The organism is Flavobacterium okayamense (genome assembly GCF_019702945.1).
Classification (GTDB): domain Bacteria; phylum Bacteroidota; class Bacteroidia; order Flavobacteriales; family Flavobacteriaceae; genus Flavobacterium; species Flavobacterium okayamense.
In genome coordinates this window covers 171,399-194,147 of record NZ_AP024749.1, presented here as the reverse complement: position 1 = coordinate 194,147, position 22,749 = coordinate 171,399, and the positions used below count along the sequence as shown (strand labels likewise).

Annotated in this window: 37 protein-coding genes; 34 read left to right on the top strand and 3 right to left on the bottom strand. The window is 33.5% G+C overall.

The annotated features are described in order from the left end of the window. Positions 1–30: 30 nt before the first annotated feature. Complete coding sequence (locus tag KK2020170_RS01005) at positions 31–594, bottom strand: Crp/Fnr family transcriptional regulator (RefSeq protein ID WP_221258958.1); 564 nt, start codon at positions 592–594, stop codon at positions 31–33. 103 nt (positions 595–697) lie between these two features. Between KK2020170_RS01005 and KK2020170_RS01000 the strand changes: the two genes are divergently transcribed. Next, entirely contained in the window at positions 698–1,456 is a 759-nt protein-coding gene (locus KK2020170_RS01000; protein WP_221258957.1) for a rhomboid family intramembrane serine protease, read from the top strand. 32 nt (positions 1,457–1,488) lie between these two features. Here the strand turns inward: KK2020170_RS01000 and rlmB are convergent, their stop codons facing one another. Further along, positions 1,489–2,223, bottom strand: coding sequence for a 23S rRNA (guanosine(2251)-2'-O)-methyltransferase RlmB (rlmB, locus tag KK2020170_RS00995; protein WP_221258956.1), 735 nt, complete (start codon positions 2,221–2,223; stop codon positions 1,489–1,491). Between the two features lie 52 nt (positions 2,224–2,275). After that, positions 2,276–3,940, bottom strand: coding sequence for a BamA/TamA family outer membrane protein (locus KK2020170_RS00990; protein ID WP_221258955.1), 1,665 nt, complete (start codon positions 3,938–3,940; stop codon positions 2,276–2,278). 232 nt (positions 3,941–4,172) lie between these two features. On the opposite strand from KK2020170_RS00990, the gene rpsL reads away from it, so the two are divergent. From rpsL to carA, 33 genes are all read left to right on the top strand, one after another. Further along, on the top strand, positions 4,173–4,553 hold the full coding sequence (rpsL, locus tag KK2020170_RS00985; protein WP_072781281.1) for a 30S ribosomal protein S12: 381 nt from the start codon (positions 4,173–4,175) through the stop codon (positions 4,551–4,553). Between the two features lie 25 nt (positions 4,554–4,578). Beyond that, positions 4,579–5,055 (top strand): 30S ribosomal protein S7, encoded by a 477-nt coding sequence (gene rpsG, locus KK2020170_RS00980; RefSeq protein WP_221258954.1) that lies wholly within the window; start codon positions 4,579–4,581, stop codon positions 5,053–5,055. A 20-nt stretch (positions 5,056–5,075) separates the two neighbouring features. After that, entirely contained in the window at positions 5,076–7,214 is a 2,139-nt protein-coding gene (fusA, locus tag KK2020170_RS00975) for an elongation factor G (protein WP_221258953.1), read from the top strand. 11 nt (positions 7,215–7,225) lie between these two features. After that, positions 7,226–7,531 (top strand): 30S ribosomal protein S10, encoded by a 306-nt coding sequence (gene rpsJ / locus KK2020170_RS00970; RefSeq protein WP_009779180.1) that lies wholly within the window; start codon positions 7,226–7,228, stop codon positions 7,529–7,531. Between the two features lie 224 nt (positions 7,532–7,755). After that, positions 7,756–8,373, top strand: coding sequence for a 50S ribosomal protein L3 (rplC, locus tag KK2020170_RS00965; RefSeq protein ID WP_221258952.1), 618 nt, complete (start codon positions 7,756–7,758; stop codon positions 8,371–8,373). Next, positions 8,373–8,999, top strand: coding sequence for a 50S ribosomal protein L4 (rplD, locus tag KK2020170_RS00960; protein ID WP_221258951.1), 627 nt, complete (start codon positions 8,373–8,375; stop codon positions 8,997–8,999). The genes rplC and rplD overlap by 1 nt, the downstream gene beginning before the upstream one ends. An 11-nt stretch (positions 9,000–9,010) precedes the next feature. Then, entirely contained in the window at positions 9,011–9,301 is a 291-nt protein-coding gene (gene rplW, locus KK2020170_RS00955; RefSeq protein WP_221258950.1) for a 50S ribosomal protein L23, read from the top strand. A gap of 6 nt (positions 9,302–9,307) precedes the next feature. Further along, on the top strand, positions 9,308–10,132 hold the full coding sequence (gene rplB / locus KK2020170_RS00950; protein ID WP_221258949.1) for a 50S ribosomal protein L2: 825 nt from the start codon (positions 9,308–9,310) through the stop codon (positions 10,130–10,132). Positions 10,133–10,142: 10 nt separating this feature from the next. Beyond that, entirely contained in the window at positions 10,143–10,421 is a 279-nt protein-coding gene (rpsS, locus tag KK2020170_RS00945; RefSeq protein WP_072781259.1) for a 30S ribosomal protein S19, read from the top strand. Between the two features lie 9 nt (positions 10,422–10,430). Further along, on the top strand, positions 10,431–10,838 hold the full coding sequence (gene rplV / locus KK2020170_RS00940) for a 50S ribosomal protein L22 (RefSeq protein WP_221258948.1): 408 nt from the start codon (positions 10,431–10,433) through the stop codon (positions 10,836–10,838). An 8-nt stretch (positions 10,839–10,846) separates the two neighbouring features. Further along, complete coding sequence (gene rpsC / locus KK2020170_RS00935; RefSeq protein WP_221258947.1) at positions 10,847–11,566, top strand: 30S ribosomal protein S3; 720 nt, start codon at positions 10,847–10,849, stop codon at positions 11,564–11,566. 20 nt (positions 11,567–11,586) lie between these two features. Then, on the top strand, positions 11,587–12,012 hold the full coding sequence (gene rplP, locus KK2020170_RS00930; RefSeq protein WP_221258946.1) for a 50S ribosomal protein L16: 426 nt from the start codon (positions 11,587–11,589) through the stop codon (positions 12,010–12,012). Between the two features lie 12 nt (positions 12,013–12,024). Further along, positions 12,025–12,216: a 50S ribosomal protein L29 gene (rpmC, locus tag KK2020170_RS00925; protein ID WP_221258945.1), complete on the top strand. Its 192-nt coding sequence runs from the start codon at positions 12,025–12,027 to the stop codon at positions 12,214–12,216. A gap of 18 nt (positions 12,217–12,234) precedes the next feature. After that, positions 12,235–12,492 (top strand): 30S ribosomal protein S17, encoded by a 258-nt coding sequence (rpsQ, locus tag KK2020170_RS00920; protein ID WP_221258944.1) that lies wholly within the window; start codon positions 12,235–12,237, stop codon positions 12,490–12,492. A gap of 2 nt (positions 12,493–12,494) precedes the next feature. Beyond that, positions 12,495–12,863, top strand: a complete 369-nt coding sequence (gene rplN / locus KK2020170_RS00915; protein WP_035129796.1) for a 50S ribosomal protein L14 — start codon at positions 12,495–12,497, stop codon at positions 12,861–12,863. A gap of 11 nt (positions 12,864–12,874) precedes the next feature. After that, the gene (rplX, locus tag KK2020170_RS00910; protein WP_221259966.1) at positions 12,875–13,189 is read left to right on the top strand and encodes a 50S ribosomal protein L24; all 315 of its coding nucleotides are present in this window, start codon (positions 12,875–12,877) and stop codon (positions 13,187–13,189) included. 2 nt (positions 13,190–13,191) lie between these two features. Beyond that, the gene (gene rplE, locus KK2020170_RS00905; protein ID WP_221258943.1) at positions 13,192–13,743 is read left to right on the top strand and encodes a 50S ribosomal protein L5; all 552 of its coding nucleotides are present in this window, start codon (positions 13,192–13,194) and stop codon (positions 13,741–13,743) included. Between the two features lie 3 nt (positions 13,744–13,746). After that, complete coding sequence (gene rpsN, locus KK2020170_RS00900) at positions 13,747–14,016, top strand: 30S ribosomal protein S14 (protein WP_221258942.1); 270 nt, start codon at positions 13,747–13,749, stop codon at positions 14,014–14,016. A gap of 206 nt (positions 14,017–14,222) precedes the next feature. Next, positions 14,223–14,621: a 30S ribosomal protein S8 gene (rpsH, locus tag KK2020170_RS00895; RefSeq protein ID WP_221258941.1), complete on the top strand. Its 399-nt coding sequence runs from the start codon at positions 14,223–14,225 to the stop codon at positions 14,619–14,621. 15 nt (positions 14,622–14,636) lie between these two features. Then, positions 14,637–15,179 (top strand): 50S ribosomal protein L6, encoded by a 543-nt coding sequence (gene rplF, locus KK2020170_RS00890; RefSeq protein ID WP_221258940.1) that lies wholly within the window; start codon positions 14,637–14,639, stop codon positions 15,177–15,179. Between the two features lie 11 nt (positions 15,180–15,190). Beyond that, on the top strand, positions 15,191–15,541 hold the full coding sequence (rplR, locus tag KK2020170_RS00885; protein WP_221258939.1) for a 50S ribosomal protein L18: 351 nt from the start codon (positions 15,191–15,193) through the stop codon (positions 15,539–15,541). Positions 15,542–15,547: 6 nt separating this feature from the next. After that, the gene (rpsE, locus tag KK2020170_RS00880; RefSeq protein WP_221258938.1) at positions 15,548–16,072 is read left to right on the top strand and encodes a 30S ribosomal protein S5; all 525 of its coding nucleotides are present in this window, start codon (positions 15,548–15,550) and stop codon (positions 16,070–16,072) included. Positions 16,073–16,085: 13 nt separating this feature from the next. Beyond that, the gene (gene rpmD / locus KK2020170_RS00875; protein ID WP_221258937.1) at positions 16,086–16,268 is read left to right on the top strand and encodes a 50S ribosomal protein L30; all 183 of its coding nucleotides are present in this window, start codon (positions 16,086–16,088) and stop codon (positions 16,266–16,268) included. Positions 16,269–16,279: 11 nt separating this feature from the next. After that, positions 16,280–16,732, top strand: a complete 453-nt coding sequence (gene rplO / locus KK2020170_RS00870; protein ID WP_221258936.1) for a 50S ribosomal protein L15 — start codon at positions 16,280–16,282, stop codon at positions 16,730–16,732. A gap of 13 nt (positions 16,733–16,745) precedes the next feature. Continuing rightward, a complete protein-coding gene (secY, locus tag KK2020170_RS00865; RefSeq protein ID WP_221258935.1) occupies positions 16,746–18,092 on the top strand; it encodes a preprotein translocase subunit SecY in 1,347 nt (448 codons plus the stop codon). A gap of 3 nt (positions 18,093–18,095) precedes the next feature. After that, on the top strand, positions 18,096–18,311 hold the full coding sequence (gene infA, locus KK2020170_RS00860) for a translation initiation factor IF-1 (protein ID WP_045968400.1): 216 nt from the start codon (positions 18,096–18,098) through the stop codon (positions 18,309–18,311). 11 nt (positions 18,312–18,322) lie between these two features. After that, entirely contained in the window at positions 18,323–18,439 is a 117-nt protein-coding gene (gene ykgO / locus KK2020170_RS00855; protein WP_002987490.1) for a type B 50S ribosomal protein L36, read from the top strand. 2 nt (positions 18,440–18,441) lie between these two features. After that, on the top strand, positions 18,442–18,816 hold the full coding sequence (rpsM, locus tag KK2020170_RS00850; RefSeq protein ID WP_221258934.1) for a 30S ribosomal protein S13: 375 nt from the start codon (positions 18,442–18,444) through the stop codon (positions 18,814–18,816). Between the two features lie 12 nt (positions 18,817–18,828). Next, positions 18,829–19,212: a 30S ribosomal protein S11 gene (gene rpsK / locus KK2020170_RS00845; RefSeq protein WP_221258933.1), complete on the top strand. Its 384-nt coding sequence runs from the start codon at positions 18,829–18,831 to the stop codon at positions 19,210–19,212. An 86-nt stretch (positions 19,213–19,298) separates the two neighbouring features. Beyond that, on the top strand, positions 19,299–19,904 hold the full coding sequence (gene rpsD, locus KK2020170_RS00840) for a 30S ribosomal protein S4 (RefSeq protein WP_221258932.1): 606 nt from the start codon (positions 19,299–19,301) through the stop codon (positions 19,902–19,904). A 17-nt stretch (positions 19,905–19,921) separates the two neighbouring features. Beyond that, the gene (locus KK2020170_RS00835) at positions 19,922–20,914 is read left to right on the top strand and encodes a DNA-directed RNA polymerase subunit alpha (RefSeq protein WP_221258931.1); all 993 of its coding nucleotides are present in this window, start codon (positions 19,922–19,924) and stop codon (positions 20,912–20,914) included. A 62-nt stretch (positions 20,915–20,976) separates the two neighbouring features. Then, a complete protein-coding gene (rplQ, locus tag KK2020170_RS00830; RefSeq protein WP_221258930.1) occupies positions 20,977–21,462 on the top strand; it encodes a 50S ribosomal protein L17 in 486 nt (161 codons plus the stop codon). Positions 21,463–21,580: 118 nt separating this feature from the next. Then, complete coding sequence (gene carA, locus KK2020170_RS00825) at positions 21,581–22,684, top strand: glutamine-hydrolyzing carbamoyl-phosphate synthase small subunit (protein ID WP_221258929.1); 1,104 nt, start codon at positions 21,581–21,583, stop codon at positions 22,682–22,684. The last annotated feature ends 65 nt before the right edge of the window (positions 22,685–22,749 follow it).

The following is a 22,749-nucleotide window of genomic DNA, read 5'->3' as shown; positions in this document are numbered from 1 at the left end:
ATGAACTTCGGTTAACAAATTTGAATGTATTTATATTTTTGCACGAATTCTACTCAAGGCTTGTGGCGTAATGCCAATATAAGACGCTAAATACTTTTGTGGAATTTCCTGAATTAGGTTTTGTTGTTCTTTAAATAAGTTTAAGTAACGTTCTGTTGGCGAATCTTTCATAAAGCTTAATTCTCTTTTAGATTTATACATAAAGAATTCTTCTGCGAAAACTCTTCCTATAGATTCTCCACACGACGTGTTTTTATAAATTTCGTCTAAATCTTCTCTTGTAATAAAAATCACTTTCGATTTGGTTAAACTTTGAATGCACGCCACGCTCGGATTTTGGGTAAGAAATGACGAATAACTACTGATAAATTTATTTGGAAAACCGAAATCAGAAGTTACGTCTTTCTCGGGAAGTTCTATGTAAATTCTGAAAACACCTTCTAAAATAAAATAGATATTTTGTTCTATAGCATTTGTTTCAGTAAGGAATTCTTTCTTTTTTAAAGTTGCAATTTGAAGTTTAGATGCTATAAATTTCCAATCACTTTCAGAAATCTCAACTTTCTCTTTTAGAATATTTTTTAGTTTATCCATTTTTGAATTGAAATAATAAGGCTTAAAAATAAACATCAAATTGGAAACATGACAAAAAAGCATAAAATATTTTTTGGTGCTATATTTGACTACTTTCTAAATAATGAAACGAATTATTCAAGATCATCAATTTAAGTTTGAGCCAATTGTATTAATTGTTCCTTTACTTTTTCTTTTAAGTATTTGGACTGTTTTTTGGTATGAAACAAAATTTTACGAAAATTTCCATCATTTAGGCGTTTATCCGAGAGAAACATTTGGTTTAAAAGGAATTCTTTTTAGTCCATTTTTACATGGCGATTTCCAACATTTGGTTAATAATTCACTCGCACTTTTAGTTTTACTTCCTATTTTATTTTTCTTTTATAGAAAACAAGCCTTTTTAGTTTTGGTTTTCGGAATTTTATTTTCAGGTCTAGGAACATGGCTTTTAGGGAGACCAAGTTATCACATTGGCGCAAGTGGATTAATCTATGTCTTGGTGAGTTTTATTTTTTTTAAAGGAATTTTTACCAAATACTATCGCTTAATGGCCGTTTCGTTTTTAGTAGTTCTATTATATGGCGGAATGGTTTGGTATATGTTTCCAGAAATCGAAAATGGAATATCTTGGGAAGGACATTTAAGCGGATTTGTAACTGGATTAGCAATGGCTTTAGTAATTCGAACACCACAATTTGGAAAACCGATTATGTATAATTGGGAACATCCAAATTTTAAACCCGAAGAAGATCCATTTATTCGTAACTTTGATGAAAGCGGAAATTTTAATCCGCCACCAAAAATTAAAGAAGGTGAAAATGAAATTAAAAATTATTTCACTTTATCTATGAAAGTGATTTATGATTTTTTGAAAAAATAAATTTTCAAATCATCAAATCAACGAATTTTAAATTACAATCTTTGTCTAACTACTTCATATAAAAAAGCACCGCAAGCTACAGAAACATTTAAAGAAGAAATTGTTCCGTACATAGGCAATTTCGCTTTTTCGTCGACCACTTTTAAAACGGAAGGATTTACACCTTTGTCTTCACTTCCCATTACAATAGCAACGGGTTCAGTAAAATCGATATCGTAAACATTGTTGTTAGTTTTTTCAGTTGCAGCAACAGTTTTAATGCCGCTCGATTGTAAATGAAAAACAGCATCTTTCACATGGTCTACTTTACAAATAGGAATGTTAAAAACAGCACCAGCACTTGTTTTAACCGTATCACCATTCACAGGAGCGCTACCTTGTTTCGGAACAATAATGCCGTTTACGCCAGTACATTCTGCAGTTCTAATGATTGCTCCAAAATTACGAGCATCGGAAATTCCGTCTAAAACGATGAATAAAGGGTTTTTGCCTTCGTCTAATAAAGACATAATTAATTCGTCTAAATCGGCAAATGAAATAGGAGAGATGCTTGCAACAGCTCCTTGATGATTTCGGTCTCCTAATCGGTTTAGTTTTTCAACAGGTACATAGGAAAAATTAACACCATTTTGTTTTAGAACTTTAAGTAATTCTTTCATTAAATCACCTTGAAGATCTTTTTGTACAAAAACTTTGTCTATTTCTTTACCTGCTTGAACCGCTTCAATAATAGCTCTAATTCCAAAAATTTGTTGTTCTTTTTCCATTTGGCAAAGATAAATTAAAGTTGGAAGTTAAAAGTTAGAAGTTAGAAGTTTTTTAAAAATTCGTCTTAAAGCTAATTTGAACAATAGAATTGGATAGTTTAATAGCTTGGTCATCTGTACTTCCATTAGCATAAACTAATTGGAATAATCCATTTTGGGTTAATATACCGAAGCCAAATCCTAAACCTAATAAACTTCCTTGTAAATTGGTGGTTTTATCTTGAAAATAGCCATAATCTGTAATCGAATGGACATAAAGTGAAGGCGTTAATAAATAGCGATATTCTGCCATTATTCCAGAAAAGAAATTTGCCTGTAAAGTATTCTCTCTAAAACCTCGAATAGAATTAATTCCGCCAAAACGATACAATTCATTAATCACATAATTCTCACTTTCGAGATAATACGATTGATTTTTTATAGAAATTACATTTTTATTGTTTAAATATAAATTATGACTAATAGTAAGCTCACCAAAAAACTGATTAGTATTTTGTGCGGTAATGGTTCTATTACCTGTTCCTATTTTAAAATAAAAATTTGTTTTTTCAGGAAATAGAAAATCTGTATTATTCCGTTTCACATAGTCAAAGTTTAACGTGTAAAACTTACTGCTAAAATCATTAAGATTTATACTGTTTACACTCTGAATGTCTACAGAATTAATACTTTGATATCCTAAATAAAGTTTTTTGTTATAGCTAAAATAATAACCAACATCTAAGTTTAATTGGGTGTTTTGAAATGTACTGTCTTGTTTAAAAATCTTTAAATTGGCTTTTGTTCCGAATGGAGTTTTAAACCAATACGGAATTTCAGTTCCAATATTAAATGAAGTTTGTTGGTTTCCATCGTTTCGCCAATATAAATTAAACTTTTCACCAGAATTTAAAATGTTGATTAAATTCAAATCGAGGTAACCGTTGAATGTTAATTTGGTGTTTTTTTCATCGTTTGCAAAACCAATAAAACCATCAAATTTATTGGGTTTTGTTTTTTCTAAGTAGGCATATATTTTAGTAGAATCTTTTGTGAAAAGTATTTCGGGCGAGCGCGTTTGTGTTACAAAAGGAAAATTCTCAATGTCATTACTGACTTCATTAATTAATTCTTGATTAAAAGTTCGATTTCGCAATTTTCGCAACCAATTTTGCTTTATATTTTTAGGGAACTTGTCATAACCCAAAATTACTAAATCGTTGACTTGTCTTTTAATATTAAGAGATAATTTTAAATCACTATATATATATAGGTCTTTGTTTTTTTGATTTACAAGTTGAAGTTTGGCTAATGCATATCCTTTTCTTTCCAGTAATCCCAGTTTAAGTTTCATCCAATTCTCTATTTCAGAGGGAAGAATTGAAACAGAATCTTTGTCAATTGCTAAAAGTTCTCTTTCTTCATCTGTTAGGTTTTTAGTTTTTACAATAATTGCACTTATGGGATTGTTTATTTTATATCTAAAAACAAAACTGCTGTCGTTAATTTTTTTCTGTTCTATTAATTGTTGTGAAAAGTATCCATTTGCTAAAAGTTTGTTTTCAAATGTTTTTTGTTCTTCTAAAATTGATGCAACTGATAGATGTTGCTTTATATAATCTAAACTGTCGATTATATGAGTTTCTTTTATCGAACTTCCTTCTATTTTTAAATAGAATTTTTGCGCAAATATATTTTGCGTTATAAAGAAAAATAAAAGAATGCATATTTTATTCATACTTCAAAAGTAACGTAAAAAATGAATTTTATTTCATTTCATTAATTATTTGGTATTGTTTACAATTGGCTAATTTAAATTTTAAATACAAATAAAATTGGGTTGTTATTTTTGATAAAATGGAAGTGTGTTGAAAATTAAATAATTAAGGGTTTGGATTATAAAAAATAATTTCTACCTTTGCCGTCCCTAAAATAGGGTAGTTAAAAAAAGTATTAATTTATTAGTAATTATGCCAACAATTCAACAATTAGTAAGAACTGGAAGAGCCAAAATAACTAAGAAGAGTAAATCGGCTGCTTTAGATTCTTGTCCTCAAAGAAGAGGGGTTTGTACGCGTGTTTACACTACAACACCTAAAAAACCAAACTCAGCAATGCGTAAAGTTGCGCGTGTGCGTTTGACAAATGGTAATGAAGTAAATGCTTACATCCCAGGAGAAGGACACAATCTACAAGAGCACTCGATAGTATTAGTTAGAGGTGGAAGGGTAAAAGATTTACCAGGAGTTAGATACCACATCGTACGTGGTGCTTTGGATACAGCCGGAGTTAACGGTCGTTTACAAAGAAGATCTAAATATGGTGCTAAACGCCCTAAAGACAAAAAGTAATTTTAAAAACTTTTAAAGAAAAGACATGAGAAAAAGACAGGCCAAAAAAAGACCTCTTTTACCAGATCCAAAGTTTAACGATCAGTTAGTAACACGTTTCGTGAATAACTTAATGTGGGATGGTAAAAAATCAGTTGCTTTTAAAGTTTTCTACGATGCAATGGAAATCGTTGAAAATAAAAAACAAGATGAAGAAAAATCTGCTTTAGAAACTTGGAAAGACGCTTTAACAAATGTTATGCCTCACGTAGAAGTACGTTCTCGTCGTGTGGGTGGTGCTACATTCCAAATTCCTATGCCTATTCGTCCAGATAGAAAAATTTCTATGGCGATGAAATGGATGATTCTTTATGCAAGAAAAAGAAATGAGAAATCAATGGCTGCACGTTTAGCTTCTGAAATTTTAGCTGCTGCTAAAGAAGAAGGTGCTGCTGTTAAGAAAAGAATGGATACTCACAAAATGGCTGAGGCGAACAAAGCATTCTCTCACTTTAGATTTTAATTCATAAAGAACACAACAAAATGGCAAGAGATTTAAAATATACAAGAAATATCGGTATTGCAGCTCATATTGATGCGGGTAAAACTACAACAACTGAGCGTATTTTATTCTATACTGGTAAAACTCACAAAATTGGTGAGGTTCACGAAGGTGCCGCTACAATGGACTGGATGGAGCAAGAGGCAGAAAGAGGTATTACAATTACTTCAGCTGCTACAACTTGTGAGTGGAACTTCCCAACTGAGCAAGGTAAGCCAACTTCAGAAACTCAAGGTTACCACTTTAATATTATCGATACTCCAGGTCACGTTGACTTTACAGTAGAGGTAAATCGTTCTTTACGTGTATTAGATGGTTTAGTGTTCTTGTTTTCTGCGGTAGATGGTGTTGAGCCTCAATCAGAAACTAACTGGAGATTAGCTGATAACTATAAAGTTCCTCGTATGGGATTTGTTAACAAGATGGACCGTCAAGGGTCTAACTTCTTAGCTGTATGTCAGCAAGTTAAAGATATGTTGAAATCAAACGCTGTGCCTTTAGTTTTACCTATTGGTGATGAGGCTGATTTCAGAGGAGTAGTTGACTTAATCAAAAACCAAGCGATTGTTTGGCATGATGAAACTCAAGGAGCTACTTTCGATATCGTTGCTATTCCAGACGATATGATTGAAGATACTAAGAAATATAGACAACAGTTAATCGAAGAGGTTGCTGCATATGATGAAAACTTATTAGAGAAATTCATGGAAGATGAAGACTCTATTACTGAGGAAGAAATCAACAATGCATTAAGAAGAGCGACTATCGATATGGCTATTATTCCAATGTTATGTGGATCTTCATTCAAAAACAAAGGAGTTCAGTTCATGTTAGATGCAGTTTGTAAATTCTTACCTTCTCCATTAGATAAAGAAGCTATTGAAGGAACAAACCCTGATACTGATGAGCCTATTTCAAGAAAACCATCTGTAAATGATCCATTCGCGGCTTTAGCATTTAAAATTGCTACTGACCCTTATGTTGGTCGTTTGGCTTTCTTCCGTGCTTATTCAGGACGTTTAGATGCTGGTTCTTATGTATTGAACAACCGTTCAGGAAACAAAGAGCGTATCTCTCGTATCTATCAAATGCACGCTAACAAGCAAAATGCAATTGAGTATATTGAAGCTGGAGATATTGGAGCAGCTGTAGGATTTAAAGATATCAAAACTGGTGATACTTTATCTGATGAAAAACACCCAATCGTGTTAGAATCAATGGTATTCCCTGATCCAGTAATCGGTATTGCAGTTGAGCCTAAAACAAAAGCTGATGTTGATAAAATGGGTATGGCTTTAGCTAAATTAGCGGAGGAGGATCCTACTTTTACAGTGAGAACTGATCATGCTTCAGGACAAACAATTATTTCTGGAATGGGTGAGCTTCACTTAGATATCATTGTTGACCGTATGCGTCGTGAGTTTAAAGTAGAGGTTAATCAAGGTGAGCCACAAGTAGAGTACAAAGAAGCATTCACAAGACAAGCTGAGCATAGAGAAGTTTATAAAAAACAATCTGGTGGTCGTGGTAAATTTGGTGATATCGTATTCAAAATTGGACCTGCTGACGAAGTTGATGGAAAAGTTCCAATGGGATTACAATTCGTTAACGAAGTTAAAGGTGGTAACGTGCCAAAAGAATATATTCCAGCAGTAGAAAAAGGTTTCAGAGAAGCTATGAAATCAGGGCCTTTAGCAGGTTATGAAGTTGATAGTTTAAAAGTAACTTTAACGGATGGATCTTTCCACCCTGTAGATTCGGATGCTCTTTCTTTCGAATTGGCTGCTAAATTAGGATATAAAGAATCAGCAAAAGCTGCTGGTGCTGTGATCCTTGAGCCAATCATGAAATTAGAGGTGTTAACTCCAGAAGAAAATATGGGTGATATCGTTGGGGATTTAAATAGAAGAAGAGGTCAAGTAAACAATATGGATGATAGAGCAGGTTCAAAAGTAATTAAAGCTTCTGTTCCACTTTCTGAAATGTTTGGTTACGTAACTACTTTAAGAACATTGTCTTCAGGTAGAGCAACTTCAACTATGGAATTTTCTCACTATGCAGAAACTCCTTCTAATATTTCTGAAGAAGTTATTAAGAAAGCTAAAGGTGCTAATGCTTAATTTTTAAAAAGATGAGTCAAAAAATTAGAATAAAATTAAAATCATACGATCATAACTTAGTTGATAAATCAGCTGAGAAAATCGTTAAGACTGTAAAAAGTACAGGTGCAGTTGTAACTGGTCCAATTCCGTTACCTACGCATAAAAAGATTTTTACTGTATTACGTTCTCCGCACGTAAACAAAAAATCAAGAGAGCAATTTGAATTGAGCTCATATAAAAGATTATTAGATATTTATAGTTCTTCTTCAAAAACTATTGATGCTTTAATGAAATTAGAGTTACCAAGTGGTGTTGAAGTAGAGATCAAAGTTTGATAATATTTTAAACAGATATAAAAAACCGTCTGAATTGAAAGATTCAGCGGTTTTTTTTTACTATTTTGAATCAACTTGGTTAAGAATTTTTCGACAAAAAAATACTTAACTAATTAAATTTGTTTGATTTAAAATAAAATTATATATTTGCACCCTCAAATTGAGTAAGTGCATCTATATGTGATGTGTTTGAAAATAAGAATATTAATTAATAATTGTTAAATATGTCTGGGTTAATCGGAAGAAAAATCGGTATGACAAGTATCTTTGACGAAAACGGAAAAAACATTCCGTGTACAGTTATTGAGGCTGGTCCATGTACTGTTACCCAAGTCAGAACCAATGAGGTTGACGGGTATGAAGCTCTTCAACTTGGTTTCGATGACAAGACTGACAAGCAAACGTTAAAAGCTGAAGAAGGTCACTTCAAGAAAGCTGGAACAGTTGCTAAGAAGCAGGTCGTTGAATTCAAGTATTTTGAAGAAAAACACAACTTAGGAGATGTGTTAACTGTTGATTTATTCAACGAAGGAGAATTTGTAGACGTACAAGGTGTGTCTAAAGGTAAAGGTTTTCAAGGGGTTGTTAAACGTCACGGATTTGGTGGTGTTGGACAAGCAACTCATGGTCAACATAACCGTTTAAGAGCGCCAGGTTCTGTGGGAGCGTCATCATATCCATCAAGAGTATTCAAAGGAATGCGTATGGCGGGTAGAACAGGGGGAGAAAATGTAACAGTTCAAAACCTTAGAGTTTTAAAAGTTGTAGCTGAGAAAAATCTTTTAGTAGTTAAAGGATGTGTTCCAGGTCACAAAAACTCTTACGTAATCATTCAGAAGTAATGGAAGTAAAAGTATTAGATATCAACGGAAAAGATACAGGTCGTAAAGTTACTCTTAACGATTCTGTGTTCGCTATTGAGCCTAATAATCATGCTCTTTACCTTGATGTTAAGCATTATTTAGCTAACCAAAGACAAGGTACGCATAAGTCGAAAGAAAGAGCTGAGATAGCGGGAAGTACTCGTAAGATTAAAAAACAAAAGGGTACTGGTACTGCACGTGCAGGAAGTGTTAAATCTCCTGTATTTGTAGGTGGTGGTAGAATCTTCGGTCCAAAACCAAGAAATTATTCATTCAAATTGAATAAAAACCTAAAAAGATTAGCTCGTAAGTCAGCTTTAACTTTAAAAGCTCAAGAGTCTAACTTAGTAGTTGTTGAAGATTTTGCATTCGAAACTCCAAGCACTAAAAATTTCATCAACGTATTGAAATCTTTAGGGTTAGATAATAAAAAGTCATTATTCGTGTTAGGTGCTGCAAATAATAATGTTTATTTGTCATCTCGCAATTTAAAATCAACTTCTGTTGTAACTGCATCAGAATTAAACACTTATGCTGTAATGAATGCTAAGAGTTTAGTGCTTACTGAAGGTTCGGTTAACGGAATTGAATCTAATTTAAGTTAATAATAAAGGTTATGAGTATCATTATTAAGCCAATTATTACTGAAAAAATAACTAAAGAAGGTGAAACTTTTAACCGTTTTGGTTTTGTAGTTGCTAAAACTGCTAATAAAATTCAAATCAAAAATGCAGTAGAATCTGCTTATGGTGTGAATGTAGTTGCTGTTAATACTATGAATTACAGAGCCGATAGAAGCGTTAAGTACACTAAAAGTGGTTTAATCAGTGGAAAAACAAATGCTTACAAAAAAGCAGTTGTTCAAGTACAAGAAGGAGAAACAATAGATTTTTATAATAATATCTAATAGAAAATGTCAGTTAGAAAATTAAAACCTATTACCCCTGGTCAGCGTTTTAGAGTTGTAAATAGCTTTGACACTATTACAACTGATAAGCCGGAAAAGTCATTATTGGCCCCGAAAAAAAACTCAGGAGGTAGAAATAGTCAAGGAAAGATGACCATGCGCTATACAGGTGGTGGTCACAAGCAAAGATATCGTTTGGTTGATTTTAAAAGAACAAAAGCTGGAATTCCTGCTACTGTTAAAACAATCGAGTACGATCCAAATCGTTCAGCGTTTATTTCATTAATCGCTTATGCTGATGGTGCTAAAGCATACATCATTGCACAAAACGGTTTACAAGTTGGACAAACTGTAGTATCTGGTGAAAATGCATCTCCTGAAATTGGAAATGCAATGCCTTTAAGTAAAATTCCTCTAGGTACAGTTATTTCATGTATCGAATTAAGACCAGGTCAAGGAGCTGTTATTGCTCGTTCTGCGGGAACTTTTGCTCAATTAATGGCAAGAGATGGAAAATACGCTACAATTAAAATGCCTTCAGGTGAAACAAGATTAATCTTATTAACTTGTATGGCTACTATTGGAGCTGTTTCTAACTCTGATCATCAATTAGTAGTATCAGGTAAAGCTGGTAGATCTAGATGGTTAGGTAGAAGACCTAGAACTAGACCAGTAGCAATGAACCCAGTTGATCACCCAATGGGTGGTGGTGAAGGACGTTCTTCTGGAGGTCACCCACGTTCAAGAAAAGGTTTACCTGCTAAAGGTTATAGAACTCGTTCTAAGGTTAACCCGAGTAATAAGTATATTGTAGAACGTAGAAAGAAATAATTAGATAGACATGGCACGTTCATTAAAAAAAGGACCTTATGTACACTATAAATTAGAGAAGAAGGTTTTAGAAAACGCTGAGAATGGAAATAAAGCTGTGATCAAAACTTGGTCAAGAGCTTCTATGATTACTCCAGACTTCGTTGGACAAACTATCGCTGTACACAATGGTCGTCAATTTGTTCCAGTATATGTTACTGAGAACATGGTAGGACATAAATTAGGAGAATTTTCGCCAACTAGATCATTCCGTGGTCACGCTGGTGCAAAAAATAAAGGTAAAAAATAATAAGAAGCTATGGGAGTTCGTAAAAGAGAAAGAGCAGAGCAGATTAAGGAAGCTAAAGCACAAGTTGCTTTTGCTAAATTAAATAACTGCCCTACTTCACCTAGAAAGATGCGTTTAGTAGCTGACTTAGTAAGAGGTAAGAAAGTAGAATTAGCTCTAAATACATTAAGATTTAGTCAAAAAGAAGCTTCAAGAAGATTAGAGAAATTGTTGTTATCAGCAATCGCTAACTGGCAAGCTAAAAATGCTGAGGCAAGTTTAGAAGAAGCAGGCTTATTTGTAAAAGAGATCCGTGTAGATGGTGGTGCGATGTTAAAAAGACTTCGTCCTGCTCCACAAGGTCGTGCACACAGAATTAGAAAACGCTCAAACCACGTTACTATCGTGTTAGGAGAAAATAATAACACACAAAGCTAATAAACAGTATGGGACAAAAGACAAATCCAATCGGAAATAGACTTGGTATCATCAGAGGATGGGACTCAAACTGGTATGGTGGAAATGACTACGGTGATAAAATCGCCGAGGATTATAAAATCCGTAAATATATCCATGCTCGTTTATCAAAAGCTAGTGTTTCAAAGATAATTATCGAGAGAACTTTAAAACTTGTAACCGTTACTATCACTACTGCTAGACCTGGTATCATTATCGGTAAAGGCGGTCAAGAGGTAGACAAGTTAAAAGAAGAACTTAAGAAAATTACTGACAAGGAAGTTCAAATCAACATTTTTGAAATTAAACGTCCTGAGTTAGATGCTTATTTAGTAGCTAACAGTATTGCTCGTCAAATTGAAAGCAGAATTTCTTACAGAAGAGCTATTAAAATGGCTATTGCTGCTGCAATGAGAATGAACGCAGAAGGGATCAAAGTTATGATTTCTGGACGTTTGAATGGTGCTGAAATGGCACGTTCTGAACACTTCAAAGATGGTAGAATTCCTTTATCTACTTTCAGAGCTGATATCGATTATGCTCTTGCTGAAGCTCACACTACTTATGGTAGAATGGGTATTAAAGTATGGATCATGAAAGGTGAGGTTTATGGTAAAAGAGATCTTTCTCCGTTAGTAGGAATGGACAAACAAAAGTCTAAATCTACAGGATCTTCAGGAAAAGGTAAACCAGCTCGTAAAAGAAAGTAATTATTTTAAATTAAAGAAAAATGTTACAGCCTAAAAGAACAAAATACCGCAAGGTACAGAAAGGTAGAATGAAGGGTGTTTCTCAGAGAGGTCACGAACTTTCAAATGGAATGTTCGGTATCAAATCTGTACACGAAACAGGATGCTTCATCACTTCTCGTCAAATCGAAGCTGCTCGTATTGCTGCAACTAGATATATGAAAAGGGAAGGACAATTATGGATTAAGATTTTCCCAGATAAGCCAATTACTAAAAAACCGTTAGAGGTACGTATGGGTAAAGGTAAAGGTGCAGTTGAATATTGGGCTGCTGTTGTAAAACCAGGAAAGATAATGTTTGAAGTAGGTGGAGTTCCACTTTCTGTAGCAAAAGAGGCATTACGTCTTGCGGCTCAAAAACTTCCTGTAAAAACTAAGTTTGTTGTTGCTAGAGATTTCGAAGCATAATAAGTAAAGATTATGAAACAATCAGAAATTAAAAATCTATCTGTAGCTGAGTTACAAGAGCAACTTAGTCAGTTAAAAAAGACTTATTCAGAGCTTAAAACTGCTCACACAATTTCTCCAATTGACAATCCGTTGCAATTAAGAGGAGTAAGAAGAGCGGTAGCAAGAGTAGCTACTGAATTAACTAAAAGAGAGTTACAATAATTGTATTCTGCTGAAAAGATGGAAAATAGAAATTTAAGAAAAGAAAGAATAGGTGTTGTTACTAGCAACAAAATGGAGAAATCTATTGTTGTTTCTGAAACAAGAAGAGTAAAACACCCGTTATACGGTAAGTTCGTGTTAAAGACTAAAAAGTATCATGCACACGACGAAAAAAATGACTGTAACATTGGTGATACAGTAAAGATCATGGAAACAAGACCTTTATCTAAAACTAAATGTTGGAGATTAGTTGAAATCATTGAAAGAGCGAAATAATTATGGTACAACAAGAATCAAGATTAAAAGTAGCAGATAACACGGGAGCTAAAGAAGTTTTAACTATCCGTGTTCTAGGAGGAACGAAACGTCGTTATGCCTCTGTAGGTGATAAAATCGTAGTATCTGTAAAAGATGCAACTCCTAACGGAAACGTTAAAAAAGGAGCTGTTTCAACTGCAGTTGTTGTACGTACTAAGAAAGAGGTAAGAAGAGCAGATGGTTCTTATATTCGTTTCGACGACAATGCTTGTGTTTTATTAAACGCAGCTGGAGAAATGAGAGGAACTCGTGTATTCGGACCTGTAGCTAGAGAACTTCGTGAAAAACAATTCATGAAAATTGTATCATTAGCACCAGAGGTGCTTTAATTCTTAAAATGATGACAAAGCTAAAAATTAAATCAGGAGACGTAGTAAAAGTAATTGCTGGAGACCACAAAGGGGCTGAAGGTAAAGTTGTGCGCGTTATTCGTGAAGCAAATAAAGCGATCGTTGAAGGTGTAAACATGGTTTCTAAACACACTAAGCCAAGTGCAAAAAACCCTCAAGGTGGTATCGTTAAGAAAGAAGCTCCAATTCACATTTCTAACTTAGCATTAATCGATGCTAAAACTAAATCAGCTACTAAAGTTGGTTTTAAAATGGAAGGAGATAAGAAAGTAAGATTTTCAAAAAAATCTAATCAAGTATTATAGTTATGGCTTATACACCTAGATTAAAAGAAGAATATAAGAGTAGAATTATTTCTGCTCTTACTGAAGAGTTCGGTTACAAAAATGTTATGCAAGTTCCTAAACTTGAAAAAATTGTTGTAAGCCGTGGAGTTGGTGCAGCTGTATCAGATAAAAAATTAGTTGATCACGCTGTAGAAGAAATCACTAAAATTACTGGTCAAAAGGCAGTTGCTACTATTTCTAAAAAAGACGTTGCATCTTTCAAATTAAGAAAGGGTATGCCAATTGGTGCTAAAGTAACTTTACGTGGAGAAAGAATGTATGAATTCTTAGATAGATTAATTACTTCTTCTTTACCACGTGTACGTGACTTCGGTGGAATCAAATCAACTGGTTTTGATGGTAGAGGTAACTATAACTTAGGAGTAGTTGAGCAAATCATCTTCCCTGAGATTGATATCGATAAAGTAAATAAAATTGCTGGTTTTGATATTACGTTTGTAACATCTGCAAACACAGATAAAGAAGCACAATCGTTATTAGCAGAATTAGGTTTACCTTTTAAAAAGAATTAAGACATGGCTAAAGAATCAATGAAAGCCCGTGAGGCGAAAAGAGAGGCATTAGTTGCTAAATATGCTCAAAAAAGACAAGCTTTAAAAGAAGCTGGAGATTATGAAGCATTACAAAAATTACCAAAAAACGCTTCTCCTGTACGTTTACACAACCGTTGTAAATTGACTGGTAGACCAAGAGGTTATATGCGTCAATTTGGTATTTCACGTGTAACTTTTCGTGAAATGGCTAACCAAGGATTAATTCCAGGAGTAAAGAAATCTAGCTGGTAAAATATTTTTTGTTTATTATTCAAAAAAAGTTTGTAGATTTGCACGCTTTTAATGAGTAATAAAGTAAAAACTTCTATAAGTCGCTTTAGCACTTTATATTTTGAAGTGTTGATGCGGCTTATAAGAGTTAATAAAAATGAGTTTAATTGGTTTTAGGTTCGTAGAGTGGGTTGCCCTATGAAAACCGAAACCGCAAATTTGTATATATGTACACAGACCCAATTGCAGATTTTCTTACAAGAGTTAGAAATGCATCGAGAGCTAACCACAAAGTGGTTGAGATTCCAGCATCTAACCTTAAAAAAGAAATCACAAAAATTTTATTTGACCAAGGTTATATCTTGAGTTACAAATTTGAAGATAGTACTGTACAAGGTACAATCAAAATCGCTCTTAAGTATGATAAAGAAACTAAAGAGCCAGTAATTAGAGATATTCAGAGAATTAGTAAACCAGGTTTACGTAAGTATTCAGGCTCTTCAACTTTACCTAGAATCTTAAATGGTTTAGGTTGTGCTATCGTGTCTACATCTAAAGGTGTTATGACAGGAAAACAAGCAAAACAACTTAATGTTGGTGGAGAGGTTATTTGTTACGTATATTAATAAAAAGACGAAAGCATGTCAAGAATAGGTAAAAATCCAATTGCAATTCCAGCAGGAGTAACTGTAGAAGTTAAAGAAGCTGTAGTTACAGTAAAAGGAAAATTAGGCGAGCTTTCTCAAGAGTTTTCTGATGTTGCAATTAAAATTGAAGATAATCAAGTTTTAGTTGAGCGTTCATCTGATAACAAAAATGAGAGAGCGAAACATGGGTTGTATCGTGCTCTGATCAACAATATGGTTGTTGGAGTTTCAGAAGGTTTCACTAAGCAATTAGAATTAGTAGGTGTTGGATACCGTGCTTCAAATCAAGGGCAAAAACTTGATTTAGCATTAGGTTATTCGCACAATATTGTTTTAGAAATTGTTCCTGAAGTAGGAGTTGAAACAGTATCTGAGAAAGGTAAAAATCCAATAGTGAAATTATCATCATTTGACAAACAATTATTAGGACAGGTTGCTGCGAAAATCAGATCTTTCCGTAAGCCTGAACCTTACAAAGGAAAAGGAATTAAGTTTGTTGGTGAAGAATTAAGAAGAAAAGCAGGTAAATCAGCTTAAAAATTAAGACTATGTCATTAACAAAAACTGAAAGAAGACAAAGAATCAAATTCAGAATTAGAAAGATTGTTAGCGGAACTGCTGCACAACCTAGACTTTCTGTATTTAGATCTAATAAAGAAATCTATGCGCAAATCATAGATGATGTGAACGGTACTACATTAGTTTCTGCATCTTCTCGTGAAACAGAAGTTGCAAAAGGTACAAAAATCGAAACTGCTACTGCAGTTGGTAAATTGGTGGCTGAAAGAGCTCTTAAAGCTGGTATTTCTAACATCACTTTTGATAGAGGTGGTTATTTATACCATGGACGTGTTAAATCATTAGCAGAAGGAGCTAGAGAAGCAGGACTAAAATTCTAAGAAATTATGTATCAAAATTATAAAAATGTAGAGCTAGTAAAACCAGGAGGTCTTGAATTAAAAGATCGTTTGGTTAGCGTTAATCGTGTTACTAAAGTTACTAAAGGTGGTAGAGCTTTCGGGTTTTCTGCTATCGTAGTAGTTGGAGATGAAAACGGTGTTGTAGGACACGGATTAGGAAAATCGAAAGATGTATCTGAAGCAATTGCTAAAGCTGTGGAAGATGCAAAGAAAAACTTAGTGAGAATTCCTTTGAATGGTGTTACTGTGCCTCATGAGCAAAAAGGTAAGTTTGGTGGTGCAAGAGTATTCTTAATGCCAGCTTCTCATGGTACTGGAGTTATTGCTGGTGGTGCTGTGCGTGCGGTATTAGAGTCTGTTGGGATTCATGATGTATTGTCAAAATCTCAAGGGTCATCAAATCCTCATAACGTTGTAAAAGCAACTTTTGATGCTTTATTACAAATGAGAAGTGCTGCTACTGTTGCAAGACAAAGAGGAGTATCTCTTGATAAAGTATTTAAAGGATAAAAATTCAAGGAAAATGGCAAAAATTTTAGTAAAACAAGTTAGAAGTAGAATTAACTGTCCTGAAACTCAAAAAAGAACTTTAGATTCTTTAGGGTTAAGAAAATTAGGACAAGTTGTTGAGCATGACGCAAGTCCTGCTATCCTTGGAATGGTAAATAAAGTTAAACACTTAGTTTCTGTTGAGGAAACTAAATAATAAATTTCGTTATGAATTTAAGTAACTTACAACCAGCTGAAGGTTCAGTTCACAACCAAAATAAAAGAGTAGGTAGAGGGCAAGGTTCTGGTAAAGGTGGTACTTCTACAAGAGGTCACAAAGGAGCTAAATCTCGTTCAGGTTACTCTAAGAAAATTGGTTTTGAAGGAGGTCAAATGCCACTTCAAAGACGTGTTCCTAAGTTTGGATTCAAAAATATCAACAGAGTTGAATATCAAGGTGTAAACTTAGATACAATTCAATTATTAGTAGACAATGGTCTTATTACTGATACTTTAGATTTTGACGTATTAGTAGAAAATCGTTTAGCTACAAAAAATAGCTTAGTAAAGATTTTAGGAAGAGGTGAGCTAAAAGCTAAACTTAAAGTAAGTGCTCACAAATTTACAGCTACTGCTAAAGCCGCTATCGAAGCTGCTGGTGGTGAAGCTGTATCTTTATAATCCTTTTAGTAAAATGAAGAAATTTATAGATTCTTTAGTTAATGTTTGGAAAATCGAAGAGTTAAAAAATCGTATTTTATTAACTCTAGGATTGTTATTAGTGTATCGTTTTGGTGCTCAAGTAACACTTCCAGGTATTGATGCTACTAAATTAGGAAATCTATCGAATCAAACCGATGAAGGAATTGGATGGTTAATCAATGTGTTTACAGGAGGTGCGTTTTCGCAAGCTTCTGTATTCGCATTAGGTATTATGCCTTACATTTCTGCTTCCATTGTAGTACAGTTGATGGGTATTGCTATACCTTATTTACAAAAACTACAAAAAGATGGAGAAAGTGGACGTAGAAAAATCAATCAAATTACAAGATGGCTTACTATAGCAATCACTTTAGTTCAAGGTCCTGGTTATATTTATAACTTGTACAGAACGTTACCAGGTGATGCCTTTTTATTAGGTTTTAGCTCATTTGCTTTCTTATTTTCATCTGTTTTAATCTTAGTTACAGGTACAATTTTTGCAATGTGGTTAGGTGAAAAGATTACTGATAAAGGTATTGGTAATGGTATTTCATTATTGATCATGGTTGGAATTATAGCTCGTTTACCAGAAGCATTCTTACAAGAGTTTGTTTCAAGAACTTCAACAGAAGTTGGTGGTGGGGTTATGATGATTGTTATCGAAATCATCTTATGGTTGTTGGTAATTATTGCTTCTGTATTGTTAGTAATGGCAGTAAGAAGAATTCCTGTTCAATATGCAAGAAGAACTGTATCTGGAGATTTCGAACAAGATATGATGGGTTCTAGACAGTTTATTCCGTTAAAGTTAAACGCGTCGGGAGTTATGCCTATCATTTTTGCACAAGCAATCATGTTTATACCAGCTGCATTATCTGGAATTTCAAGTTCAGATTCTGCACAGTCAATCGCTACTATGTTTAAAAATCCTTTCGGATTAGTATATAATATAGTGTTTGGTTTGTTAATTGTAATTTTTACGTATTTTTACACCGCAATTACAGTTCCTACAAACAAAATGGCTGATGATTTAAAAAGAAGTGGAGGATTTATTCCAGGAGTTAAACCGGGTGTTGAAACAAGTGATTATTTAGATAAAATTATGTCTTTAATTACTTTTCCAGGTTCGTTATTTTTAGCCTTAATTGCAATATTACCTGCAATTGTTGTTAGTTTATTAAACGTACAAGGTGCTTGGGGATATTTTTATGGAGGAACTTCTTTGTTAATTATGGTAGGTGTTGCAATTGATACTATTCAGCAAATAAATTCTTATTTATTGAATAGACACTATGATGGCTTGATGAAAAGTGGTAAAAATAGAAAAGCAGTAGCTTAATATATGGCAAAACAATCAGCAATAGAACAAGACGGAACAATTGTAGAGGCATTGTCAAATGCAATGTTTCGTGTAGAATTAGAGAACGGTCACGTTGTAATTGCTCATATTTCAGGTAAGATGCGTATGCACTACATTAAATTGTTACCTGGAGACAAGGTAAAACTTGAAATGAGCCCTTATGATTTGACTAAAGCAAGAATTACATATAGATACTAAAGCTTATAAAAATGAAAGTAAGAGCGTCAGTAAAAAAGAGAAGTGCCGAGTGCATTATTGTGCGTAGAAAAGGCAGATTATACGTGATTAATAAAAAAAATCCTAGATTTAAACAAAGACAAGGATAATTATGGCAAGAATCGCAGGGGTAGATGTACCTAAACAAAAAAGAGGAATCATTGCTTTAACATACATATTTGGTATTGGTAAAAGCAGAGCAAAAGAAATCTTAGCTAAAGCACAAGTAAGCGAAGATAAAAAGGTTCAAGATTGGAACGATGATGAAATCAGCGCAATTCGTGATGCTGTTTCATATTTCAAAATCGAAGGTGAATTACGTTCAGAAATTCAATTAAACATTAAACGTTTAATGGATATCGGATGTCAAAGAGGAATTCGTCATAGAGCTGGACTTCCATTAAGAGGTCAAAGAACTAAGAACAATTCTAGAACTAGAAAAGGTAAAAGAAAAACTGTTGCTAATAAGAAAAAAGCAACTAAATAATAAGTAAGTAATATGGCTAAGACAACAGCAAAAAAACGTAAGGTTATCGTTGAATCTACGGGAGAAGCACATATTAATGCTACTTTTAACAATATCATTATTTCTTTAACAAATAAGAAAGGTGAAGTTATTTCTTGGTCTTCAGCTGGTAAAATGGGCTTTAGAGGTTCTAAAAAGAACACTCCTTATGCAGCTCAAATGGCAGCAGAAGATTGTAGTAAAGTAGCTCTTGAGGCTGGACTTAAAAAAGTAAAAGTTTACGTTAAAGGTCCAGGTAACGGTAGAGAATCAGCTATTCGTTCTATCCATAATGGTGGAATCGAAGTAACTGAAATCATTGATGTTACTCCAATGCCTCATAACGGATGTCGTCCTCCTAAGAGAAGAAGAGTTTAATTTTTTTAGTATAACCAAGGTAGGTTAACGATTATCGAAGGATATTTAGACCTGAATTCATAATCACTACCTTAATATTTTTTACAATGGCAAGATATACTGGTCCACAAACAAAAATCGCACGTAAATTCGGCGAAGCAATTTTCGGAGACGATAAAGCTTTCGAAAGAAGAAATTACCCTCCAGGACAACATGGTTTAGCAAAAAAGAGAGGTAAAAAATCTGAGTACGCTGTTCAGTTAATGGAAAAGCAAAAAGCTAAATATACTTATGGTATTTTAGAAAAGCAATTCAGAAACTTGTACGAAAGAGCATCTGCTGCGTCAGGTGTAACAGGTGAAATTTTATTACAATTATGTGAAGCTCGTTTAGATAACGTAGTTTACAGAATGGGTATTGCTCCTTCACGTAGAGCAGCTCGTCAAATTGTTTCTCACCGTCATATTACAGTTAATGGTGAAGTTGTGAACATTCCTTCTTTTCACTTAAAAGCTGGTGATAAAGTAGCTGTTCGCGCAAAATCGAAATCTTTAGAGGCGATCGAGCGTTCTTTATCTAATTCTTCTCAAGTGTATGAGTGGATTACTTGGAATAACGATACTATGGAAGGTACTTTTGTATCTGTTCCTCAAAGACTTCAAATTCCAGAAAATATTAAAGAACAACTAATCGTTGAGTTGTATAACAAATAATAGACTTTAGTCGAAATATGGCATTATTTAATTTTCAAAAGCCCGATAAAGTTATCATGATCGATTCTACCGATTTTGAAGGCAAATTCGAATTTAGACCTTTAGAACCGGGATATGGATTGACTGTTGGTAATGCATTAAGAAGAGTTTTACTTTCTTCACTTGAAGGATACGCTATTACTTCTGTAAGAATTGAAGGTGTAGATCACGAGTTTTCTACAATTACAGGTGTAGTTGAGGATGTAACAGAAATCATCTTAAACTTAAAACAAGTTCGTTTTAAGCGTCAAATAGAAGATATTGACAATGAGTCTGTTTCAATTTCACTTTCTGGTAAAGATCAAATTACTGCTGGAGATTTCCAAAAATTCATTTCTGGTTTTCAAGTATTAAACCCAGATTTAGTAATTTGTAATTTAGATAGTAAAACAACTATCAACATGGAACTTTCTATCGAAAAAGGTAGAGGGTATGTTCCTGCTGAAGAAAACAAAAAAGCAAACGCACCTATTGGAACTATCTTTACAGACTCTATTTACACTCCAGTAAAAAATGTAAAGTATTCAATTGAAAACTATCGTGTTGAGCAAAAAACTGATTATGAAAAATTAGTTTTTGAAATCATTACAGATGGATCAATTCATCCAAAAGATGCTTTAACTGAAGCAGCTAAAACGTTGATTCACCACTTTATGTTGTTTTCTGATGAGAGAATTACATTAGAGGCTGATGAAATTGCTCAAACTGAATCTTATGATGAAGAGTCATTACACATGCGTCAGTTGTTAAAAACTAAGCTTGTAGATATGGATCTTTCAGTTAGAGCATTAAATTGTTTAAAAGCGGCTGAAGTTGATACTTTAGGAGACTTAGTATCTTTCAATAAAAACGACTTGATGAAATTCCGTAATTTCGGTAAAAAATCACTTACTGAATTAGATGAATTAGTTGCGGCTAAAGGTCTTAATTTCGGAATGGATTTAAGTAAATATAAATTAGATAAAGAATAAATTACTTCATATTTTGCTCTCCATAACGGATTGATGCAAGATGAAGGTTAAAAAGAAACGTCATGAGACACGGAAAAAAAGTAAATCACTTAAGTAGACAAACAGGTCATAGAAAAGCGATGTTAGCTAATATGGCATGTTCGTTAATCGAGCACAAGCGTATTAACACTACTGTTGCTAAAGCTAAAGCTTTAAAACAATTTGTTGAGCCACTTGTAACTAAGTCTAAAGAAGACACTACTCATAACAGACGTATTGTTTTCTCTTACTTACGTAACAAATATGCTGTTACAGAATTGTTCAGAGAAGTAGCTGCTAAAGTTGGTGACCGTCCAGGAGGATACACACGTATCATCAAGTTAGGTAACCGTTTAGGAGATAACGCTGATATGGCAATGATTGAATTAGTAGACTTTAATACAGTTTACAATGGTGGTAAAAAAGAAGTTAAGAAATCTACTCGTCGTGGTAGATCTAAAAAGGCTGATGCTCCTGCTACAGAAGCTCCAGCTGCTGATTCTTCTGAAAACACTGAAGCAACTGAATAATCATGAAGATTTAAAGTTCAAATATATAAAGGATAAACTATTTAAAGTTTATCCTTTTTTTATGTCTAATTTTTAAGGTTCTAAAATTTAATTTACCTTTGCGCAAACAACACAACTAATGAAATACACAAATCGTTCAAAAGCCGTTTTAGTTCTTAAAGACGGTACAATTTTCCACGGAAAATCTATTGGAATAGAAGGAGTTACTTTTGGAGAAGTTGCTTTTAATACAGGTACTACTGGTTATCAAGAAATTTTTACAGATCCTTCTTATTTTGGGCAAATAATGGTTACAACTAATGCTCATATAGGAAATTACGGTGTAAATGATGTAGAAGTTGAGTCTAATAGTGTGAAAATTTCTGGCTTAGTTTGTAAAAATTTTAGTTTTAATTACTCTAGAACTAACGCCTCTGAAAGTTTGATAGATTACTTCAAAAAACAAAATTTAATTGTTATATCTGATGTAGATACAAGAGCTTTAGTTAGCTATATTAGAGATAATGGTGCTATGAATGCTGTAATTTGTACAGATGGTACTCCTATTGAAGAATTAAAATCAAAATTATCACAAGTACCCGAAATGAATGGTTTGGAATTAGCATCAAGAGTTTCAACTAAAGAACCTTATTTCTTTGGTAATGAAAATGCTAAGTATAAAATTTCGGCTTTAGATTTGGGAATTAAAACTAACATCCTAAGAAATTTATCCAAAAGAGATTGCTATATTAAAGTTTTTCCTTACAATTCAAGTTATTCAGATTTAAAGAGTTTTAATCCTGATGGTTATTTCTTGTCAAATGGGCCTGGTGATCCTGAGCCACTAGAATCTGCTCAACAAGTAGCAAGAGATATTTTAGCCGACAACCAACCTGTTTTTGGAATTTGCTTAGGACATCAAGTATTAGCTTTAGCTAATGGTATTCCAACATACAAGATGTTTAATGGACATAGAGGAATTAATCATCCAGTAAAAAACCTTTTAACTGGTAAGGGGGAAATTACATCACAAAATCATGGATTCGCAGTATCTAAAGAAGAATTAGAAAAACATCCAGAATTTGAACTGACCCATGTTCATTTAAATGATGGAACGGTAGCAGGAATGAAAATGAAAAATAAAAACTGTTTTTCAGTTCAATATCACCCTGAAGCTAGCCCAGGACCTCATGATTCGTCATATTTATTTGACCAATTTATTGAAAACATTAAAGCAAAATAAACTAAAACGTTATCGTCAATAAGTTTTTTAAATATCTTTAAAATTTACCTTTTTAAATTTTAAAT

What these genes read in the sequence shown, in the direction of transcription:
- rplR (WP_221258939.1), top strand. Translation starts at nt 15,191, where the DNA reads ATGTCATTAACAAAAACTGAAAGAAGACAAAGAATCAAATTCAGAATT.
- rplF (WP_221258940.1), top strand. Translation starts at nt 14,637, where the DNA reads ATGTCAAGAATAGGTAAAAATCCAATTGCAATTCCAGCAGGAGTAACT.
- rlmB (WP_221258956.1), bottom strand. Translation starts at nt 2,223, where the DNA reads ATGGAAAAAGAACAACAAATTTTTGGAATTAGAGCTATTATTGAAGCG.
- rpsL (WP_072781281.1), top strand. Translation starts at nt 4,173, where the DNA reads ATGCCAACAATTCAACAATTAGTAAGAACTGGAAGAGCCAAAATAACT.
- fusA (WP_221258953.1), top strand. Translation starts at nt 5,076, where the DNA reads ATGGCAAGAGATTTAAAATATACAAGAAATATCGGTATTGCAGCTCAT.
- rplE (WP_221258943.1), top strand. Translation starts at nt 13,192, where the DNA reads ATGGCTTATACACCTAGATTAAAAGAAGAATATAAGAGTAGAATTATT.
- KK2020170_RS00835 (WP_221258931.1), top strand. Translation starts at nt 19,922, where the DNA reads ATGGCATTATTTAATTTTCAAAAGCCCGATAAAGTTATCATGATCGAT.
- KK2020170_RS00990 (WP_221258955.1), bottom strand. Translation starts at nt 3,940, where the DNA reads ATGAATAAAATATGCATTCTTTTATTTTTCTTTATAACGCAAAATATA.
- rplO (WP_221258936.1), top strand. Translation starts at nt 16,280, where the DNA reads ATGAATTTAAGTAACTTACAACCAGCTGAAGGTTCAGTTCACAACCAA.
- rplC (WP_221258952.1), top strand. Translation starts at nt 7,756, where the DNA reads ATGTCTGGGTTAATCGGAAGAAAAATCGGTATGACAAGTATCTTTGAC.
- rpsE (WP_221258938.1), top strand. Translation starts at nt 15,548, where the DNA reads ATGTATCAAAATTATAAAAATGTAGAGCTAGTAAAACCAGGAGGTCTT.
- rpsQ (WP_221258944.1), top strand. Translation starts at nt 12,235, where the DNA reads ATGGAAAATAGAAATTTAAGAAAAGAAAGAATAGGTGTTGTTACTAGC.
- rplQ (WP_221258930.1), top strand. Translation starts at nt 20,977, where the DNA reads ATGAGACACGGAAAAAAAGTAAATCACTTAAGTAGACAAACAGGTCAT.
- rpsK (WP_221258933.1), top strand. Translation starts at nt 18,829, where the DNA reads ATGGCTAAGACAACAGCAAAAAAACGTAAGGTTATCGTTGAATCTACG.
- rplD (WP_221258951.1), top strand. Translation starts at nt 8,373, where the DNA reads ATGGAAGTAAAAGTATTAGATATCAACGGAAAAGATACAGGTCGTAAA.
- rpmD (WP_221258937.1), top strand. Translation starts at nt 16,086, where the DNA reads ATGGCAAAAATTTTAGTAAAACAAGTTAGAAGTAGAATTAACTGTCCT.
- rpsS (WP_072781259.1), top strand. Translation starts at nt 10,143, where the DNA reads ATGGCACGTTCATTAAAAAAAGGACCTTATGTACACTATAAATTAGAG.
- infA (WP_045968400.1), top strand. Translation starts at nt 18,096, where the DNA reads ATGGCAAAACAATCAGCAATAGAACAAGACGGAACAATTGTAGAGGCA.
- KK2020170_RS01005 (WP_221258958.1), bottom strand. Translation starts at nt 594, where the DNA reads ATGGATAAACTAAAAAATATTCTAAAAGAGAAAGTTGAGATTTCTGAA.
- rpsN (WP_221258942.1), top strand. Translation starts at nt 13,747, where the DNA reads ATGGCTAAAGAATCAATGAAAGCCCGTGAGGCGAAAAGAGAGGCATTA.
- rpsG (WP_221258954.1), top strand. Translation starts at nt 4,579, where the DNA reads ATGAGAAAAAGACAGGCCAAAAAAAGACCTCTTTTACCAGATCCAAAG.
- rplP (WP_221258946.1), top strand. Translation starts at nt 11,587, where the DNA reads ATGTTACAGCCTAAAAGAACAAAATACCGCAAGGTACAGAAAGGTAGA.
- rpsM (WP_221258934.1), top strand. Translation starts at nt 18,442, where the DNA reads ATGGCAAGAATCGCAGGGGTAGATGTACCTAAACAAAAAAGAGGAATC.
- KK2020170_RS01000 (WP_221258957.1), top strand. Translation starts at nt 698, where the DNA reads ATGAAACGAATTATTCAAGATCATCAATTTAAGTTTGAGCCAATTGTA.
- rpsH (WP_221258941.1), top strand. Translation starts at nt 14,223, where the DNA reads ATGTACACAGACCCAATTGCAGATTTTCTTACAAGAGTTAGAAATGCA.
- carA (WP_221258929.1), top strand. Translation starts at nt 21,581, where the DNA reads ATGAAATACACAAATCGTTCAAAAGCCGTTTTAGTTCTTAAAGACGGT.
- rpsJ (WP_009779180.1), top strand. Translation starts at nt 7,226, where the DNA reads ATGAGTCAAAAAATTAGAATAAAATTAAAATCATACGATCATAACTTA.
- ykgO (WP_002987490.1), top strand. Translation starts at nt 18,323, where the DNA reads ATGAAAGTAAGAGCGTCAGTAAAAAAGAGAAGTGCCGAGTGCATTATT.
- rpsC (WP_221258947.1), top strand. Translation starts at nt 10,847, where the DNA reads ATGGGACAAAAGACAAATCCAATCGGAAATAGACTTGGTATCATCAGA.
- rpsD (WP_221258932.1), top strand. Translation starts at nt 19,299, where the DNA reads ATGGCAAGATATACTGGTCCACAAACAAAAATCGCACGTAAATTCGGC.
- rplN (WP_035129796.1), top strand. Translation starts at nt 12,495, where the DNA reads ATGGTACAACAAGAATCAAGATTAAAAGTAGCAGATAACACGGGAGCT.
- rplW (WP_221258950.1), top strand. Translation starts at nt 9,011, where the DNA reads ATGAGTATCATTATTAAGCCAATTATTACTGAAAAAATAACTAAAGAA.
- rplV (WP_221258948.1), top strand. Translation starts at nt 10,431, where the DNA reads ATGGGAGTTCGTAAAAGAGAAAGAGCAGAGCAGATTAAGGAAGCTAAA.
- rpmC (WP_221258945.1), top strand. Translation starts at nt 12,025, where the DNA reads ATGAAACAATCAGAAATTAAAAATCTATCTGTAGCTGAGTTACAAGAG.
- rplX (WP_221259966.1), top strand. Translation starts at nt 12,875, where the DNA reads ATGACAAAGCTAAAAATTAAATCAGGAGACGTAGTAAAAGTAATTGCT.
- rplB (WP_221258949.1), top strand. Translation starts at nt 9,308, where the DNA reads ATGTCAGTTAGAAAATTAAAACCTATTACCCCTGGTCAGCGTTTTAGA.
- secY (WP_221258935.1), top strand. Translation starts at nt 16,746, where the DNA reads ATGAAGAAATTTATAGATTCTTTAGTTAATGTTTGGAAAATCGAAGAG.